At 57.7% G+C, this 19,072-nt stretch carries 7 protein-coding genes and 1 pseudogene; 2 read left to right on the forward strand and 6 right to left on the reverse strand.

What is annotated here, in order from left to right:
• Positions 1-260: 260 nt before the first annotated feature.
• From BK665_RS01300 to putP, 6 genes and pseudogenes are all read right to left on the reverse strand, one after another.
• The gene (locus tag BK665_RS01300) at positions 261-896 is read right to left on the reverse strand and encodes a hypothetical protein (protein WP_123402495.1); all 636 of its coding nucleotides are present in this window, start codon (positions 894-896) and stop codon (positions 261-263) included.
• 266 nt (positions 897-1,162) lie between these two features.
• Positions 1,163-1,513 carry a hypothetical protein gene (locus BK665_RS01305; protein WP_123402496.1) on the reverse strand — a complete coding sequence of 117 codons (351 nt, stop codon included), beginning with the start codon at positions 1,511-1,513 and terminating at the stop codon, positions 1,163-1,165.
• 2 nt (positions 1,514-1,515) lie between these two features.
• Complete coding sequence (locus BK665_RS01310; RefSeq protein ID WP_123402497.1) at positions 1,516-6,294, reverse strand: RHS repeat-associated core domain-containing protein; 4,779 nt, start codon at positions 6,292-6,294, stop codon at positions 1,516-1,518.
• Positions 6,294-7,025, reverse strand: coding sequence for a DUF4123 domain-containing protein (locus tag BK665_RS01315; protein WP_123402498.1), 732 nt, complete (start codon positions 7,023-7,025; stop codon positions 6,294-6,296). Before BK665_RS01315 ends, BK665_RS01310 begins: the two co-directional genes overlap by 1 nt.
• A 1,569-nt stretch (positions 7,026-8,594) precedes the next feature.
• A pseudogene (locus BK665_RS01325) lies at positions 8,595-10,607 on the reverse strand (type VI secretion system Vgr family protein); the annotation flags it as partial.
• A 350-nt stretch (positions 10,608-10,957) separates the two neighbouring features.
• The gene (gene putP / locus BK665_RS01335) at positions 10,958-12,442 is read right to left on the reverse strand and encodes a sodium/proline symporter PutP (RefSeq protein WP_123402501.1); all 1,485 of its coding nucleotides are present in this window, start codon (positions 12,440-12,442) and stop codon (positions 10,958-10,960) included.
• Between the two features lie 463 nt (positions 12,443-12,905).
• Here putP and putA point away from each other — a divergent pair, with 463 nt between their 5' ends.
• Entirely contained in the window at positions 12,906-16,856 is a 3,951-nt protein-coding gene (gene putA / locus BK665_RS01340) for a trifunctional transcriptional regulator/proline dehydrogenase/L-glutamate gamma-semialdehyde dehydrogenase (protein ID WP_123402502.1), read from the forward strand.
• A gap of 339 nt (positions 16,857-17,195) precedes the next feature.
• Complete coding sequence (locus BK665_RS01355; RefSeq protein ID WP_123402503.1) at positions 17,196-18,998, forward strand: acyl-CoA dehydrogenase; 1,803 nt, start codon at positions 17,196-17,198, stop codon at positions 18,996-18,998.
• Positions 18,999-19,072: the final 74 nt, after the last annotated feature.

The following is a 19,072-nucleotide window of genomic DNA, read 5'->3' on the forward strand; positions in this document are numbered from 1 at the left end:
GCCGAAGCGTGTCCCGCGCACAACCGCCGCGAACGATCTTACGGACACGAATTAAGTGCCGCAATCAGACGACAGCGCAGATGCGCGGTGAATACCTAAGGGTTCCTACACCCTGCCACTGCATTCGCAGCGACAGCCAAAGACTATCCACGGATCTCCCATCGCACCAGTTCATGGAAGCCGCCACGACTTGAAGGAAACTTCCGATGGGCTTGCCCAGAAATTTCGCAGTCATCACAGAAATTTTAAACATCACCTGTTTAATCTGTTGTGCTGGCGATCAGTGCGCTGAGCGTCCGACGTTTGGGATTCCAGATCGTCAGACACCACACCCCCCACCACTCCAAGCCCGCGTCGAAATAGTCACTCCAAGACTCACGCCCCGGAATCGCATCATCGTTATCAAGCCATTCCCGCTTAAACCCTTTAACCCAGTTTATTACAACCAAACCGTCCTGTTCTTCGAGACCAAGAGTTTGCCGCCACTCATGGAAAAGCTCCTGTGCTTCGGGTTCGCCACCCTTAAATTTTGTACCATAGGGCGGTTCTCGGAAATATCCATAAAGCGCAAGCGGCCCTCGTACATAATCTTCGGTCAGAACCAGATTATGTATTTCTTCTCCGTCCAAAATAGTAGCAACGGCTTTATCCAACTCCCAACTGATAGCTGGGTCACCAGGATTCACATACTCCGGATTTTTTATTAATTCGTTATGCCAATCCCACGACTCCTTCATAAGTTTTTCGTGAAGCCTAACCAAGGCCTGCCGATGAGTTGATTCATCGACCTTTACACAATTTTCAGCAAGGAGCACCACAAAGTTAAAAACGCAGCCTGCATCATCCATTCGCTCAAGCAATGACTCAACTTTCTCTTCTTCAATAACTTTCAACACAAACAAAATCCTACCCAGGTAAACAGTCTAGTCATGACAAAGCTCAAAAAACCGGAATATCTATTTCACCAAACTGATTAATCTTCAAGACTCGCCTTGCTAAGGTCTTCTTTCGATTCTTCGCCAGCCAATCTATAAATATCGACGAAAAAGCCACGAGCATCTTTTATTTGCGTTTCGTTCCAAGCAACGCAAATATTTCCTCATAGTCTCTTTCAAACCGAGCTAAAAAATCAGAAAAAACGAGACAGATTTATATATTTTTCTTATTTCATCTCAGACTGATATCGCAATAGGCACTCCAAAAGGACGCGCATAAATTCACGCTGATCTTCAACCTCATCGTCAAAATAGGTTGTCAATTTCTCAAAAACGGAATCAAAACTTTCCTCTCCCTCCAAATAGTAAACCAATGTATCGATATACCACGCACGATCACTATCACTATAGGTAGTGAATTCTGGTCTCATAAGAATGTCGAACAGCTCAGCCAACTCTGCCTCGTCATTAACATCCTTGGACGCTATGATTTCCTCTCTTTCAACGCTGTCAACATTGTCAATATCGAACAAAAAAAGCAGTCCACGTAAAATAGAAAGTTTAGGGGGGCGTTTCATATTCAAAAATCCGCGTACGTAGTTATAGGAGCACCAGCGTTATCCAGTATGACGATAGCGTTTGTTTGCTTACCATAGACTACGCCACTTCGCTTGTACCCCTCGCCTATCTGCTTACCCATATTCATTGGCTCCTTAGATGCCGCAAGGCCATTTCGCCTAAATATCAGCTGAGCACGATGAATGGCATTCAACTGATCTCTGTAACTAATAAAACGTGTCGCAGCACTAGGTATCTTTGGCTGGCCAGCCCTTCTTCCGTTTGTGTACCTTTCAATAATTCCCGTTGTTGGGTTGCGTCCGGTTATTACCCGCTCACGTTGCGACGATAAACTAGTCTGTTTACCATGTTTTTCTAGAAAATGAGCACCTGGAGTGGCCTTCTCCATCTCATCCAAACGACGGTACGCATTCGCCTCCGCCAACTCATCAATTCGCGCCCTCCGCTGCTCCGCCGTCATCTTCGGCAGCGCCGGCTCACCCTCATCAACCCTAGCGCCAGTCGTATCACCCGGCACCGTACAACCCGATTTATTCGGCGGCGGACAATTCCCGCTCAACCCCAACGGATCAACCCACCCCGTCGGATTCGGCGTGTACTGATACTGGTTCAGCCCACCCGCCAACTTAATCGGATCAGGCGTCAGATACCGCCCAACACCCGGATCATAGTACCGATGCCGGTTGTAATGCAGGCCTGACTCAACATCAAAGTACTGCCCCTGAAACCGCAATGGCTGTTCAAGTTGTTCACCGGCCCCGTGTGTCAGGCGAGTGACTTTGCCGTAAGCGCTGTACTTTGCCGCCCAAACAATCTCGCCACCAAAGTCCGTCAGTTCTTGCGGTGTGCCGAGGTGGTCGAGTTGGTAGTAGAACGGGCAGGCTTTGCGTGGGCCTTTGCCGTCGAGCATGGCCAGTGGGCGGAATGTGCCGGGTTCGTAAACATAGCTGCGGTAATGCTCGCGGCTGCTTTCGGCGACGACTTGGTCGCCTTGCCAGAAGAATTCGGTGGTTTTGCCGTCGACGGTTTTGGCGATGCGGCGGCCGAAGGCGTCGTAGCGATATTTCGCACAGCTTCCATCGGGCAAGGTGACGCCGACTAAACGGTGTTGGCAGTCGTAGCGGTATTCGGTGACGAGTTTTTGTGCGGTGCCACGGCGTTCGCGGATGAGGTTGCCGAAGGCGTCGTAGTCGTAATGCCGGTCGCCCTGCATTAACAAGCGATTGCCTTTAACGCTCGCTAAACCAGGGTGGTCCTGCATCAGCAGGTTGCCTGCCGGGTCGTGGGCGAAGCTTTCCGGTGGGTCGTCGCGGGTGTGGCGGACGTGGGTCAGGCGGTTGAGGGCGTCGTAGGCATAGTTGCGCTGGCCGTGGCGGGTGTCGGCGATGTGGTCGAGGTTGCTGTTGGCGCTGTAGGCATAATCGCGGCGATACAGCGGTTGTTGCCGTTGGCTGACGGAATGAGCCTTCAAACGTCCCTGTTCGTCGTAGGCATATTCGCTGAGCAGCAGGCCTTGCTGGCGCTGTTGTTCACGACCGAGTTGGAATTGATGAGCGGTAAGCCGAGCGCCGTTGAGGTCGATGGCGGCGAGTGCGCCGCCCTTGGCGTGGTGGTAGTCGAGTTTGCTGTTGTCCGGCAGGCGCAGGCGTTTGAGTTGGCCGCAGGCGTCGTAGTTGTAGCGCAGCGTGCCCCAACCCTGGTGCTCGGTGATCAACCGGTCTTGCTTGTCGTAGCCGAATTCCAGCGGATGGTCCTGGCCATCATCGACGGCGACCAATCGGCCAAGGCTGTCGTAGCGATACTGGACCTTGACGCCATCGGGCAGCGTCTTGACCAACAGGCGCCCGGCCGAATCCCGCTCGTAACCGGTGACCAACTGCGAACCGTCATCACCGAACTCGGTTTTCTCCAGCAGTTGCCCGTTGAGGTCGTAGGCATACGCCGTGCGTTGGCCGTCGAATCCGGTTTCCTGTCGGATTAATCCGTTCGGCGTGTAGTCCAGGCGATATTTTTCGCCGGATTCGTTTTCGATCTCTGTAAGAAGCAGTTGCGCGTTGTCGTAGCGATACTTCAGCTGGGTGCCGTCGGGATTGATCCGGCGGCTAACCAAATGCAGGTCGTCGGCGTACTCGTAACGGGTAATACGGCCGAGTTCGTCCTGTTCGGCGGTGACCTGGTTGTAGGCGTTGTAGCTGAAAGCGCGGGTGGCGCCTGTAGGAAGCGTCGTCTGAATCAGTCGGCCAACGGCGTCCCATTGGTAACGGGTGACAGCGCCGTGTTCGTCCAGGCTGGTAATCCGCCGTCCCATGACGTCGTAGGAAAACTTTCGTTGCCCGCCATTCGGCAAGGTTTCTTCGACGAGTTGCCCCAACCGGTTCCAGGCGAAGATGTGCCGACTGGTGTCGGGATAGCGGATCGTCAGCAACCGCCCTTGAACGTCGTAGTAGTAATGGGTGACTTGCCCGTCCGGATCGACCGCCTCGGTGACATCGCCCTGGGCGTTACGCCGATAGGTCCACACCGCTTCGCCGCGATAACGCGCATGTAGGAAACCGTTGCGATACTCGTAGGCCGTTGGTTCGTCTTCCGGCGGAATCAGCGCTACCAGGCGTCCGACTTCGTCGTAGCGGTATTCGGTGATCGCACCGAGCGGGTCTTGCTCGGCAATCAATCGTCCCTGTTCGTCGTAGGACTTGAGGTGTTCGCCACCATCCAACTCAACCTTACGCACCAGCCGCGCCCGGTCGTCGTGGACGTAAATCTCTTCGCTACCGTCGATGTTCTTGACGGTGACACTGCCCTCGTCATCCCAGACGTAACGCGTGTCCATCTGCGAAAACGACGCCCAATGCCGGACACATCGCGCAGCCTTGCCGGACTTTTCCCACTCCCAGAAGAAACTCGCCCCACCGGCCAATTGGCGCTGCAGGATGACGTGCTGATCGTCGTAGTCATAACGCTCGCTTTCGCCGGCAGCATTGATGGCGGCGATCAGTTGACCGCGCTCGTCGTAGTCGTAACTGACCAGCGTCTGCTCGGTGTGCCAGGCCTCTCCGAGCGTCTGGGCCGGGCGGAATTGCTGGTAATCGATGGCAATTAAATGGTTGTGCACGTAGCGCAACAACAAGGCGCGGCCGGCGCCGTTGTCGAGACGTTGAATGCGGCCCTGACGGTCGCGGGTGATGCGTAAGTGGTTGTCGTACCCGTCGCTGATTGCTGTCAGAAAACCGTTATTAAAGTGGTAAAAGCGTGTTTCTTCACCGGCCTGGGCGAGGATCAGTTCTTCGGGCTCATCGCCCAGATAAATCGCGGCGCGTGACAGGCTGTTGTGGATGGCCGGGCGCTCGCTGCTCGGCAGCGGAAATGTCGTACGCCGGTTTTCGTGGTCGATCCAGAGGACCTGTTCGCCGTCGATTTCCAGACGATGGGCCAGGCTGTGGCTCCAGCCGAAACCGAGGCCGCTGTCGATTTCCGCGGCGCTGGTACGGTAGAGCCGGGTGAAGTCGAAGGGCAGCACGCCGTCGAGGGTGCCATCGGTTAACGTCAGCAATTCTTCGCCGGTGACCATCGACACCGGGCAGCCATTTTTACAGGTCAAAGGCCCGCAATCGGCACTGTCACCGTTGGGGTTTTTCGCTTGGCTGGAGGCGTCGTCGTGGTGCTCGTCTTTCTTTAGTGAAGCGTTGCGGCGGGCGCTCCAGTTCAACCGCATCCGGCCTTTTTTCATGCCGGCCGCGATGCCCCGGGCGGCGACTTTTTTGTAGCGGTCGACGTAGCTGATGAAGTTATTGATGATCGTGAAGATCGCCTTCACCAGACGCAGCACGGCGCTGAGTAATTGCGCGGCTCGATTGGCCAGGCGCATCGTCAGATAAGCGATACCGGCCCCTACCGCGGCGAACGTCAGGACGATGCCAATCAGGATGTCGATCAACAGCTCCACGATAAAGGTCGACACGGCTTCGGCGGTTTTGCCGGCGATTTCGCTCGGCGGCAGCATGTCCAACCAAAGGCTGGCACTGCGCACCAACAGGCACAGCGCCGCTTCGTCACTGGCCAGCAGTTGGGCTTTTTCCATGACGTTGGGTGCGGTTTTCGCGAGGTCGTGAAGCGCTGCGGCGCTCTCGCCCAACCGCTCACCAAACTTGCCGGGGTCCTTGAGAATCTCCGAAAGCAGGCTAATGCCGTCCCATACACCCTCGATGGCCGCCCAACTGCCCGCGAGCATTCCATTGCCTACAGCCGCCGACGAAGATTCCGACCACTTCGGTTTAAACGTCTGCCACTCATCACGCAGCCACTGTTCAAGTTCCTTCGTCAGCCCACCGTAGGAAGAGAACAGTTCATCCACTTGCTGCGGTGTAACTTCGCTATGCACGCGAATGCGGTAGAACTTCCCCTCCTCCCCTCTGAATGTCCCTTTGCCGTTTTCACCCAGCGTAACCGGCGTCACCTTCCCGCCATCCGCCGCGATCACATCGACCTGGATGTTTCCTACAGGGATGTCATAGACCGATTCGAACTTGCTCTCGATCTCGAGCAATCCACCCTTCGGGCACTGCACGACGGTGGAGATAAAGTCATCGTCGCCAGTGCTTACGGTGGTGCTGGAATTGCCGAACCGGACGATCCGCTCCATCCCCATCAGCGACGGCAAATCCGCTGCATGACTCGCCCTGTCTGCCGTCCGGCTGAACCAGTGCTTTAGTTGTTCGCGATATAAGGAAAGGGTGTTCGGAAAACTGTCGAGCTCCTGCTCGATGCGCACGATCTGATCCATCAGTTCAACTCCGCCATCAGGTAGTCCAGCAGGGCTTGTTTCGGTGCCTGTGGCAGCTCCGGCGCCTCAAGAAAATTCGCGACTTTGCGTCGCAAAACGCTGTAGGAAAAAGCTTCAAACAGGTCCGGACGGTCCTCACTCAGCCACTTCAGCAGGTTGTTGATGCGGGTGACGGCCGACTGCGCGGCGAGCTGTTCCAGAAGGGCTTCGGGGACTTGCCACCACGGGAAAACCTGCGAGCTTTTGCGTGCGCGACCACCGATTTCGAGCGGCTGGCCATTGATCAGGCAACGCCCAATGACTGGCAGCAGATGTGCGGCATCGACCTCGGTGGATTGCAGGATCGGCAGCAGATAGCGCCCGTCCCAAAACCGGAAAAACACCGTGTCGCCATTGGGCAGCAGCGCTTGCGTGAGGGAGCGAAAGTGCTCGACCAACGCCTCAGGGCTCGCGGAAGAAACCGCCAGCCACCCCCAATCGCAAGACTCGGTACTGGCGACCCACTCCAGAAACTCACTATCAGCGGCGACGATTCCCACAAAGGGCATCACCTCTTCCCACTCGGCATACGCGGTTTCGGCCCAGATCGGGCTCGGCGCTTGAGCCGCGATCGAGCGCTGCCAGGCGTTGAACGGCTCAGCCGCGCTGGCATTACTGAAAATTGCGAACAGTTGTTCATCAACCATTAGCGGCCGAAGTTGCAGCCATTGGCTGGGAGTTGCTGTATTCATGACGAACGCTCGTGCAGCGCCCGAAAGAATCGAATGCGCTGTTATCTAAAACAACAATCAAATAGGAATATTCTTCTAAAGCAATAAAACCCAACGCTTAAATGAGTTATTAACTTTTTCAAAAAACAATGCTTTACGCACAAAAAAACTACGTTAACCAGCCGCTGAATCTACCGGTGATTATGCCAATTATGGAAATAGTACCTAGTACCAGCATCAATCCATTAACGATTACAATTTTCCGTCGCAGACCAACTGGAAAGCATTCATAGTCGTTCGAGTCGAGTTCCCCATTCTTCAAATATTTTCTCGAGAAAACCAAGAGGGCGCCCACGCGGCTAATAAAAAGAAAGCGCCCAACAGGGTCCCACCCCAATAAGCTTTTTTTATCAACAACAGCTGGCGAGTTGCTAAAATGCTTCAATATATCCGCCGCACAAAAATACGCGAGATACAACATAGCCAATGAAACTAACAAGATAAGAACGATCAAAACTAGACCACTTAAAAAGAAGGCTATTTCAGGATTAGCTCTCACTTTGTCACCTCATACAAAATTTCCGCTCCTCGCTCTCCCAAGTCCCCTAATTCGTTACCCAAAACAGCGGAGCCTAATCCAGTCAATACAAGTCCGCAGGCGATTCCTCCGACCCCGAACGTACCTGCTCCAATAGCGACGCACACTGAGCCTCCAATCGCAGCGCCTGCAGCTCCACCCGCGAGAATCCCACCAAACTTTCCGCTCTCTGTGAACATCACTTTCCTGCAAGCCTCTTCGGTCCCACTTTTGCAAGTTTCCTTAACCTTGATTCCAGACGCAGAGGCTTGTAGACCGACCCCAACCCAGCCCCCAATCTTGATCACTTTACTGGCCTTACTCACCCCATCAACATGAGTCGCATACCCCGGAATCCCTCCCGCTGCCCCTGCCTTACTCCAGTGGTGAACAAGGCTGCGGCTGGAAATCCCCAATGCGCTTTTCAGTTTTGGATGATTGGCAATACCTACACCTTTACGTACCAATGGCCCGAGGCTGTTATCAAGTTGTGTCATCAATCGTTTTCGCTCAGCAAAGAACTCCGCCCCCTGAAGCTTTCCGTGCTTGTCAAACGTGCGCTGATGCAACTTCTCAAGTTCCTGAAGAGTGGTTGATAAGTTGCCCAGGTGTTTGCCAAACATCGCCGCACCAATCCCAACCCCAGTCGACCCTTGCGATAGAAACGACTCAATCTCCCCATGATGCCGCGCCATAAACTCCGCCTCGGCATCGCTCAACGGCTCAAGCGCCGCATCAACTTTTTGCGCAGCCTCCATTAGCAAGGCTTCTTCGCGAGTGCATTGCGTATTGCGCGGATCACTGAGGACAATCAACTGTCCGGGTTTGGCGAAGTTGGAGAGTTGTGGATTAAGGTTTCTGAATTTCTCCAGCACCGCTGGCTCAGGCTGTGGAAACAATATCGACTCAAGTGCAGACCGAGACATACCCTGCTCGACGATGTGGAAACCCGGTTCGACGGTTGAAGCAGGCGCAGTGGATGAAGCCTTTGGCGCACCACTAAATGTGTTCGGCGCAGGACACATCCCATCCTTGCAACGTTCACATTCCTCACAAAACGGCGCATCGCCTTTCAAGGTCATTATTTGCGCCGTACTGAGCATCGCCGGGGCCGGGGGCGCGGTGAGTTTTAGCAGAGCCTCCGGGGAGATCGGTGCCGCCGCCATGGCCGCCATCGGCGCCCCACCGACCTGGATCGGCACGCTGCTGAAAATCCCGCCCGGGCCGATGTTGATCCACTGCCCGCCCGCCTGAATGGTTGCGCTTGCACCGCCGTCGATCACCACTTGCTGGCCGGCGCTGACATGGAATTGCTGACTGGCGTTGAGGGCCTGGCTGGTGACGCGGATGTGACGATCGCCGGTCACCAGCAAGTGGTCGTCCTGGCGGATTTCGGTTTGGCGCTGGCCGTGGGTGATGCGTTGTTCATCAGCCTTCAGCTCATGCCGAGCGGTGCCGGATACGACGATGCTGCGGGCGTTATCCACTTGCACCTGTTGATCATTCAACACGTGCTGGGTCCAGTTTCGCTGGGCGCGCAGGTAAATTTCCTCGGCGCCTTTACGATCCTCGATGCGCAGTTCGTTGTAGCCACCGCCGCCGGGACTGCTCTGGCTGCGGAAAATACTGCGGGTTTTGTCGGCGGGAAGGTCCAGCGGCACGGGTGTCGCGGCGTTCGGCAGGCAGCCCATCACCAGCGGTTTGTCGGCATCGGCGTCGATGAAACCCACCAGCACTTCCATGCCGACGCGGGGTATCAATACGCTGCCGTAGCGGTCGTGGGCCCAACCGGTGGCGACCCGCAGCCAACAACTGGAGTGCTCGTTCAGTTCACCGTCACGATCCCAGGCGAGCTGGACTTTGACCCGGCCAAATTCATCGCAGTGGATTTCGCTGTCGATCGGCCCGGTGACCACGGCCGGTTGATAGCCGAGCATGCGCGGCTTGTCCGGCCCCAGTGGTGGGCGGTAGGAAACGTCCCAAGGCGTTGCGAGAAAGGTATTGCGATAGCCCTGGAATTCGCCGTCGTCGGTGACGGACTCTTCCAGCACTTGCGGCTGACGGCCACGGTGTTCGATTTCTGTGATCAGCCACAGGTCATTCCAGGCTTGGCGCGGATGTTCGCTCAGGTGCAGGAAATGTCCGCTGACCAACGCCGACTGATCGCTACGACCTTCGGCCTGGCGGTAATCAGCGCCGTGGCGTTCCAGGGCTCGTTGGGTCAGTTGTTTGCCGGACTCGCGGTCGGTGAATTGACCGGGAAAGTGATAATCCTCCAGCACCGGGCGGTGTTCGCTGTCGACGCGGCTTTCGAGTGGCAGACGCGGTTTGTGGAAGTCGTAGTCCCGGCGTGTAACCGCTGTAGTCCGGGTTTCCAGGCGCACGTTGAAACGCTTGATCGCCGGAGCACTGGCCGCCATGCCGCTGCCGGGCAGGTACAACGTGGGTTCGGGCAAACGCGGAAACACTGTCTGGTCGTCGCCGAACACCAGTAAATGCCCGTCGGGGTCGTGCTGGAAGTGGTAGTGAATGCCGATCTCGGCGCACAGGCGCTGGATAAACGCCAAGTCGCTCTCCGCGTATTGCACGCAGTACTCGCGCTCCGGGTAGTCACTGCCCAGTTGAAAATCGAAGGCATCACGCTGGATGCCGTGGTCCTTGAGGATTTGCGTGATGATTGCCGGCACGCTTTGGTGCTGGAAAATCCGCTGATTAAAGCGCTGCCCGAGGTAGGCCAGACGCGGGACCAGGCTCACTTGGTAGCGTGTCAGACGTTTACCGGAATCCCCCTGGCCGACGCGATAAATCTGACCGTGAATACCGGAACCTTGCCCATCGAAACTCAGAAACGCCTGACGGTGCAGGAGGTTTTCAAGTTCCAGATCCGGTCGTTCGCTGACCAGTTCCAGGTCGAAACGGAAAGGTTGGCTGATGGCTTCCTTGCCCGTGAACTCAAGCACCTTGAGCTCATTCTGGACGCCGTCGAGGGTCAACGTGAAACGCGGTTGATTGGCAGGCGCGAACATCCGATGTGTCTCTGCAGAATGAAGGCGGGCGATTCTGCATGAGCGACAAGGGGTGTTGAGTGGAGGTCAGGAAAATCAGATTTGCCCTACTTTTTTAGGGAATTGTCCTTCAAGAATTGGTGCATTTGGCTACAGACATTTCCTTCAAAAACCACCACCGACCCTGTGGGAGCGGGCTTGCTCGCGAATACGGTGCAACAATCAACATTGATGCAAGCTGACCCGCCGCTTTCGCGAGCAAGCCCGCTCCCACAAGGGATCTTCTATACCTTGGGCAATGTGCAAACAAAAAAAACGGCCCGCCTCCAAAGGAGACGGGCCGCTTTCATACAAGCGATGGAGTTAAAGCATCACTTGTTCAGGCGGAAATCCGCTTCGGCCGCAGCAAAGCGCTGCAGCATGCCACGGGTTGGCTCGCCCATTTTGCTGACGAAGTAGATCGCCAGGCTGGCGAAGATGAAGCCCGGGATAATTTCGTACAGGCCCAACACGTTGAAGTGCTTCCAGACGATCACGGTGATCGCGCCCACCAGGATCCCGGCCAGCGCGCCGTCGCGGGTCATGTCTTTCCAGATCACCGAAATCAGTACGACAGGACCGAACGCAGCACCGAAACCGGCCCAGGCGTAGCTGACCAGACCCAGTACACGGTTTTCCGGGTTGGCGGCCAGTGCGATGGCAATCAACGCCACCAGCAACACCATGGCGCGGCCGACCCAGACCAGTTCAACCTGGGAAGCGGTTTTGCGCAGGAAGGTTTTGTAGAAGTCTTCGGTCAAGGCGCTGGAGCACACCAGCAACTGGCAGCTCAGGGTGCTCATCACCGCCGCCAGGATGGCCGACAGCAACACACCGGCAACCCATGGGTTAAACAGGATTTTTGCCAGTTCGATAAACACACGTTCGTGGTTTTCGGTCACAGGTGCCGCCAGCCCGGGGTTGGCCGAGAAGTAGGCGATGCCGAAAAAGCCTACAGCGACGGTGCCGCCCAGGCACAGGATCATCCAGGTCATGGAGATGCGACGGGCGTTGGCAATCGACTTGACCGAATCCGCCGCCATGAAACGCGCCAGGATGTGCGGTTGGCCGAAGTAGCCCAGGCCCCAGCCCATCAGCGAGATGATGCCGATGAAGGTGGTGTTTTTCAGCATGTCGAAGTTGCTTGGGTCCTGCGCTTCGATGGCCAGGAACGTGGTGTCGATGCCACCGGTGGCCAGCAGCACGATGATCGGCGTCAGCAACAGGGCGAAGATCATCAGCGTGGCTTGTACGGTGTCGGTCCAGCTCACGGCGAGGAAACCGCCGACGAAGGTGTAGGCAATTGTCGCGGCAGCACCGGCCCACAGCGCCGTTTCGTACGACATGCCGAAGGTGCTTTCGAACAGACGGGCGCCGGCCACGATGCCGGAAGCGCAATAAATGGTGAAGAACACCAGGATCACGATGGCGGAGATGATCCGCAGCAGGCCGCTTTTATCTTCGAAACGGCTGGAGAAGTAATCCGGCAGGGTCAACGCATCACCGTTGTGCTCGGTCTGCACCCGCAGGCGACCGGCGACGAACAGCCAGTTCAGGTAGGCGCCGACGATCAGGCCGATGGCGATCCAGCTTTCGGACAGGCCGGACATGTAGATGGCACCCGGCAGGCCCATCAGCAACCAGCCGCTCATGTCGGAAGCGCCGGCGGAAAGCGCAGTCACCACGCTGCCCAGGCTGCGACCGCCCAGGATGTAGTCAGAAAGGTTGTTGGTGGAGCGATAGGCCATGAAGCCGATCAGCACCATTGCTGCGATGTAGATCACGAAGGTGATCAGGGTTGGATTGCTTACGCTCATTCGAATGCTGCCCTGGCTTTGTTTTTATGTAGCGGCGAAGTGTGAAACGCCGACAAACGACACTGTTTGTTCAGACGGTTTCCAGCCCCGCGCATTTATGACTGATGTTTCCCCAGGAAAGCCATCAGCCGGCGCACCTGTCTTTTTTGACCGGTTGCACCTTGGGCGCGAATCCTATTCAACAACGCAAATAAGGTGCAACCCATTTCTTGAGAATCAGTTGCACCTACACCAAATAAACGGAAAAAGACTGTTTTTTGCTCCCTTTTAGCGCAGTCAGGCTCTGTTACTAGAAGTAAAAGCACCAAGCAGGAGCGGTACGTTCGTACCGGAATTTAATTCCTGACGAGCCGCTTATTATTCCGACAAAAAAGGGTTGCACCCGGTTGCACCTCGACCAGCGCACAGCTAATCTTGCGGCCAGCTGATGCCACGCGGTCGTGGCAAACATGAGGATAAAAATATGGCTACCACCACCCTTGGGGTCAAACTTGACGACCCAACCCGCGAGCGCCTCAAGGCTGCCGCGACCTCGATTGATCGCACGCCGCACTGGCTGATCAAGCAGGCAATTTTCAATTACCTGGAAAAACTCGAGGGTGGTGCAACCCTGACCGAGCTGAGCGGTTTGACCAAGGATTCCGACGACGCCGTCGATGCGCCGACGGATCACGCCCATCAGTGCTTCCTCGAATTCGCCGAAAGCATCCTGCCGCAATCAGTCCTGCGCGCCTCGATCACCGCCGCCTACCGTCGCCCTGAGCCGGAAGTGGTGCCGATGCTGATCGAGCAGGCGCGCTTGCCTGCCGCGATGGCCGAAGCCACCAACAAGCTCGCCTCCTCGATTGCCGACAAACTGCGCAACCAGAAAAGCGCCGGTGGCCGTGCCGGGATTGTTCAGGGCCTGTTGCAGGAATTTTCCCTGTCGTCCCAGGAAGGCGTTGCGCTGATGTGCCTGGCCGAAGCGCTGCTGCGCATCCCGGATAAAGGCACCCGCGACGCCCTGATCCGCGACAAGATCAGCACCGGCAATTGGCACCCGCACCTGGGCAACAGCCCGTCGCTGTTCGTCAACGCCGCCACTTGGGGCTTGTTGCTGACCGGCAAACTGGTCGCCACCCATAACGAAGCCGGCCTGACCTCGTCCCTGAGCCGCATCATCGGCAAGAGCGGCGAGCCGATGATCCGCAAGGGCGTCGACATGGCCATGCGTCTGATGGGCGAGCAGTTCGTCACCGGCGAAACCATCGCCGAAGCCCTGGCCAATGCGAGCAAGTTCGAAGCCAAGGGTTTCCGCTATTCCTACGACATGCTCGGCGAAGCGGCACTGACCGAACACGACGCCCAGAAATACCTGGCCTCGTACGAACAAGCCATTCACTCGATCGGCAAAGCCTCCCACGGTCGTGGGATTTATGAAGGCCCGGGCATTTCCATCAAACTGTCGGCCCTGCACCCGCGTTACAGCCGTGCGCAATACGAGCGCGTGATGGATGAGTTGTATCCGCGCCTGCTGTCCCTGACCCTGCTGGCCAAGCAATACGACATCGGCTTGAACATCGACGCTGAAGAAGCGGACCGTCTCGAGCTGTCGCTGGATCTGCTGGAACGCCTGTGCTTCGAGCCGCAACTGACTGGCTGGAACGGCATCGGTTTCGTGATCCAGGCCTACCAGAAGCGTTGCCCGTACGTGATCGACTATGTGATCGACCTGGCTCGTCGCAGCCGTCATCGCCTGATGATCCGCCTGGTGAAAGGCGCGTATTGGGACAGCGAAATCAAGCGCGCCCAGGTCGAAGGCCTCGAAGGCTATCCGGTCTATACCCGCAAGGTGTACACCGACGTTTCCTACATCGCATGTGCGCGCAAATTGCTGTCGGTGCCGGAAGTCATCTACCCGCAATTCGCCACGCACAACGCCCACACCCTGTCGGCCATTTACCACATTGCCGGTCAGAACTATTACCCCGGCCAGTACGAGTTCCAGTGCCTGCACGGCATGGGTGAACCGCTGTACGAACAGGTTGTAGGCAAAGTTTCCGAAGGCAAGTTGAATCGTCCGTGCCGCGTGTACGCACCGGTCGGCACTCACGAAACACTGCTGGCGTACCTGGTACGTCGTCTGCTGGAAAACGGCGCGAACACCTCGTTCGTCAACCAGATCGCCGATCAGTCAATCTCGATTCAGGCGCTGGTGGCCGATCCAGTGGCCAGCATCGAGCGCATGGCGACGGCGGAAGGCGGTTTCGGTTTGCCACACCCGCGCATCCCGCTGCCGCGTGATCTATATGGTGCCGAGCGCGCCAACTCCAGCGGCATCGACATGGCCAACGAACATCGTTTGGCGTCGCTGTCCTGTGCCTTGCTGGCCACTGCCCACAACAGCTGGAAAGCCGCGCCGATGCTCGGTTGCGCTTCCAGCACTGAAACCCCGGCGCCGGTGCTCAACCCGTCGGATCTGCGTGACGTCGTCGGTCATGTTCAAGAAGCCACTGTCGAAGACGTCGACAACGCGATCCAGTGCGCCCTCAACGCCGCACCGATCTGGCAGGCCACCCCGCCCGCCGAACGCGCCGCGATCCTGGAACGTGCCGCCGACTTGATGGAAGGTGAAATCCAGCCGCTGATGGGCCTGTTGGCTCGCGAAGCCGGCAAGACCTTCGCCAACGCCATCGCCGAAGTGCGTGAAGCCGTGGATTTCCTGCGTTATTACGCGGTACAGGCGCGCAACGATTTCACCAACGACGCCCACCGCCCATTGGGTCCGGTGGTGTGCATCAGCCCGTGGAACTTCCCGCTGGCGATCTTCAGCGGCCAAGTCGCTGCTGCCCTCGCCGCCGGCAACCCGGTACTGGCCAAGCCTGCGGAACAAACCCCATTGGTGGCGGCTCAAGCCGTGCGCTTGCTGCTTGAAGCCGGGATTCCGGAAGGCGTGTTGCAACTGCTGCCGGGCCGTGGCGAAACCGTTGGCGCTCGCTTGGTCGGTGACGATCGGGTCAAGGGCGTGATGTTCACCGGTTCGACCGAAGTCGCTCGTTTGCTGCAACGCAATGTCGCGGGTCGTCTGGATGCGCAAGGTCGTCCGATTCCTTTGATTGCCGAAACCGGTGGCCAGAATGCGATGATCGTCGACTCTTCGGCACTCACCGAACAGGTTGTCATCGACGTGGTTTCCTCGGCCTTCGACAGCGCCGGTCAACGCTGCTCGGCCCTGCGCGTGCTGTGCTTGCAGGAAGATTCCGCTGATCGTGTCATCGAAATGCTCAAGGGCGCCATGGCGGAATGCCGCCTCGGCAACCCTGAGCGCCTGTCCGTGGACATCGGCCCGGTGATCGACGCCGAAGCCAAGGCCGGCATCGAGAAACACATCCAGGCCATGCGCGACAAAGGTCGCAGCGTGTACCAGGTGGCCATCGCCGACGCGGAAGAGGTCAAACGCGGCACCTTCGTCACGCCAACCCTGATCGAACTGGAACGCTTCGACGAACTGCAACGGGAGATCTTCGGCCCGGTGCTGCACGTGGTGCGCTACAAGCGTAAAGACATCGACCAGTTGATCGGCCAGATCAACGCGTCCGGCTACGGCTTGACCCTGGGCGTGCACACCCGGATCGACGAGACCATCGCCAAGGTGGTCGATAACGTCAACGCCGGTAACGTCTACGTGAACCGCAACATTGTTGGTGCCGTGGTTGGCGTCCAGCCGTTCGGCGGTGAAGGTTTGTCGGGTACTGGTCCTAAGGCCGGTGGTCCGCTGTATCTGTACCGTTTGTTGTCGACACGTCCTACGGATGCAATCGAACAATCCTTCGCTCGCGGTGATGCTATCGCAGCACCGGATGTGCGTTTGCGCGATGCCATGAGCAAGCCGCTGACCGCCCTGCAAGCCTGGGCCGACAGCAACAAGTTTGCCGACCTGAGCGCCCTGTGCGTGCAGTTCGCAGCGCAATCGCAAAGCGGGATCACCCGTGTTCTCGCTGGCCCGACCGGTGAGCGCAACAGCTACGCGATCCTGCCGCGGGAACACGTGTTGTGCCTGGCGGAAGTCGAAGGCGACCTGCTGACGCAACTGGCGGCGGTATTGGCGGTGGGCGGTTCGGCGGTATGGCCGGAAGCTGACGTAACCAAAGCACTTTTCGCACGCTTGCCGAAGGACATTCAGGCGCGGATCAAGCTGGTTTCCGATTGGAACAAAGACGAAGTGGTGTTTGATGCGGTCCTGCATCATGGCCATTCCGATCAACTGCGGGCGGTGTGCCAGCAAGTGGCCAAGCGTGCCGGCGCGATTGTCGGGGTTCATGGCTTGTCCCAAGGCGAGACCAACATTGCGCTGGAGCGGTTGGTGATTGAACGGGCGTTGAGCGTTAACACCGCTGCGGCGGGTGGTAATGCGAGCCTGATGACCATCGGCTGACACACCACTGATCGTTCCCACGCTCCCGCGTGGGAATGCCTCCTGTGACGCTCTGCGTCACGCCGTTTGGGGACGCGGAGCGTCCCGGGCTGCATTCCCACGCAGAGCGTGGGAACGATCAAGCGCCTGGAATGCAAAACCCTTGTGGGAGCGGGCTTGCTCGCGAATGCGGCTTAACAGTCAATATTGATGTCGACTGACACACCGCATTCGCGAGCAAGCCCGCTCCCACATTTGATTAGCGGTGCCCGCACCACACCATCACGCTCATCAATCATCCTGTTCAGCCTTTATTCCCACGCCTAGACTCGGCCCATCCCCAAGAAAAGGCAGGCCGACATGTCCGAGACGTTGCTCAGTTCCCGCAATCTGGCTTTCGAGCTGTATGAAGTCCTCGATGCCGAGGGCCTGACCCAGCGTGAGCGGTTCGCCGAGCACAATCGCGAGACGTTCGACGCCGCCATCGGCACGGCCCGCAGCATCGCCGAGAAGTTCTTTGCCCCGCACAACCGCAAGGGCGACGAGAACGAGCCGCGCTATGAGAACGGTCAGGCGATTCTGATTCCAGAGGTGAAACCGGCGGTGGATGCGTTCCTCGAAGCCGGTTTCCTCAATGCCGCGCGAAGTTTCGACGCTGGCGGCATGCAACTTCCTACATTGTTGTCCCAGGCCTGCTTTGCGCACTTCCAGTCCGCCAACGCGGCGTCGACTTCGTATCCGTTCCTGACCATGGGCGCGGCGAACCTGATCGAAAGCTTCGGCACCGAGGAGCAGAAGCAGCGCTTCCTGCAACCAATGATCGACGGCCGTTTCTTTGGCACCATGGCCCTGACCGAACCCCACGCCGGGTCGTCGCTGTCGGATATTCGTACGCGGGCCGAGCCGGCGTCTGACGGCACCTATCGACTCAAGGGCAACAAGATCTTCATCTCTGGCGGCGACCATCCTCTGTCAGAAAACATCGTGCACATGGTGTTGGCCAAGTTGCCGGACGCACCGGCCGGGGTGAAGGGGATTTCGCTGTTTATCGTGCCCAAGTTTTTGGTCAACGATGACGGCAGCCTCGGTAAACGCAACGACGTGTTGCTGGCCGGGTTGTTCCACAAGATGGGTTGGCGCGGCACCACCTCCACCGCGCTGAATTTCGGCGATAACGGCGAGTGTGTCGGCTATCTGGTGGGCAAGCCCCATCATGGCTTGAGCTACATGTTCCAGATGATGAACGAGGCGCGGATCGGTGTCGGCATGGGCGCGGTGATGCTCGGTTACGCCGGGTATCTGTACTCCCTGGAATACGCTCGCGAGCGCCCGCAAGGCCGGGTGCCGGACAGCAAAGACCCAAACACCGCACCGGTGGCGATCATCCAGCACGCCGACGTCAAGCGCATGCTGCTGACGCAAAAGGCCTACGTCGAAGGTTCGTTCGATCTCGGGCTGTACGCGGCGCGGTTGTTCGACGACACCACGACCCTGGAGACCGAAGATGCACGCAAACAGGCCCATGAGCTGCTGGACTTGCTGACACCCATCGTCAAATCCTGGCCCTCGGAGTTCTGCCTGAAGGCCAACGAACTGGCGATCCAGATTCTCGGCGGCCACGGCTACACCCGCGAATACCCGGTGGAGCAGTACTACCGCGACAACCGCCTGAACCCGATCCACGAAGGCACCCACGGCATTCAATCGCTGGACCTGCTGGGGCGCAAACTGGCGCAGAACGGCGGCGCGGGGCTCAAGCAACTGATCAGCCTGATCGCCAACACCGCCGAGCGCGCCCAGGCGTATGAAACGTTAACTGCGCTGCGTGAGCCGTTGGAGAAACTGGTGGCGCGTCTGCAAACCGTGACCATCGGCCTGCTGACGGACCTGGGCCAGGGCAAGGTCAACAGCAGCCTGGCGAATTCGGCGCTGTACCTGAAAGTGTTCGGGCACACGGTGATTGGCTGGCGCTGGCTGGAACAGGCGATTCGCGCCGAGGAAGGCTTGGCCAAGGGCAATGCGGCGGATGTGAGCTTCTATAAGGGCAAGCTGCAGGCGGCGCGGTATTTCCTGACGTGGGAAGTGCCGGGTTGCCACCATGAGTTGGCGATTCTTGAGGCGCGGGATGATGTGTGCCTGAGCATGCAGGATGAGTGGTTCTGACTGGAGACCTGTAGCGCTGCTGAAATCCATTCGCGAGCAAGCCCGCTCCCACAGTTGATCGCGGTCAACTGTGG

The organism is Pseudomonas frederiksbergensis (assembly GCF_003732665.1).
GTDB lineage: Bacteria > Pseudomonadota > Gammaproteobacteria > Pseudomonadales > Pseudomonadaceae > Aquipseudomonas > Aquipseudomonas frederiksbergensis_G.

What these genes read in the sequence shown, in the direction of transcription:
- BK665_RS01305 (WP_123402496.1), bottom strand. Translation starts at nt 1,513, where the DNA reads ATGAAACGCCCCCCTAAACTTTCTATTTTACGTGGACTGCTTTTTTTG.
- BK665_RS01310 (WP_123402497.1), bottom strand. Translation starts at nt 6,294, where the DNA reads ATGGATCAGATCGTGCGCATCGAGCAGGAGCTCGACAGTTTTCCGAAC.
- BK665_RS01315 (WP_123402498.1), bottom strand. Translation starts at nt 7,025, where the DNA reads ATGAATACAGCAACTCCCAGCCAATGGCTGCAACTTCGGCCGCTAATG.
- putP (WP_123402501.1), bottom strand. Translation starts at nt 12,442, where the DNA reads ATGAGCGTAAGCAATCCAACCCTGATCACCTTCGTGATCTACATCGCA.
- putA (WP_123402502.1), top strand. Translation starts at nt 12,906, where the DNA reads ATGGCTACCACCACCCTTGGGGTCAAACTTGACGACCCAACCCGCGAG.
- BK665_RS01355 (WP_123402503.1), top strand. Translation starts at nt 17,196, where the DNA reads ATGTCCGAGACGTTGCTCAGTTCCCGCAATCTGGCTTTCGAGCTGTAT.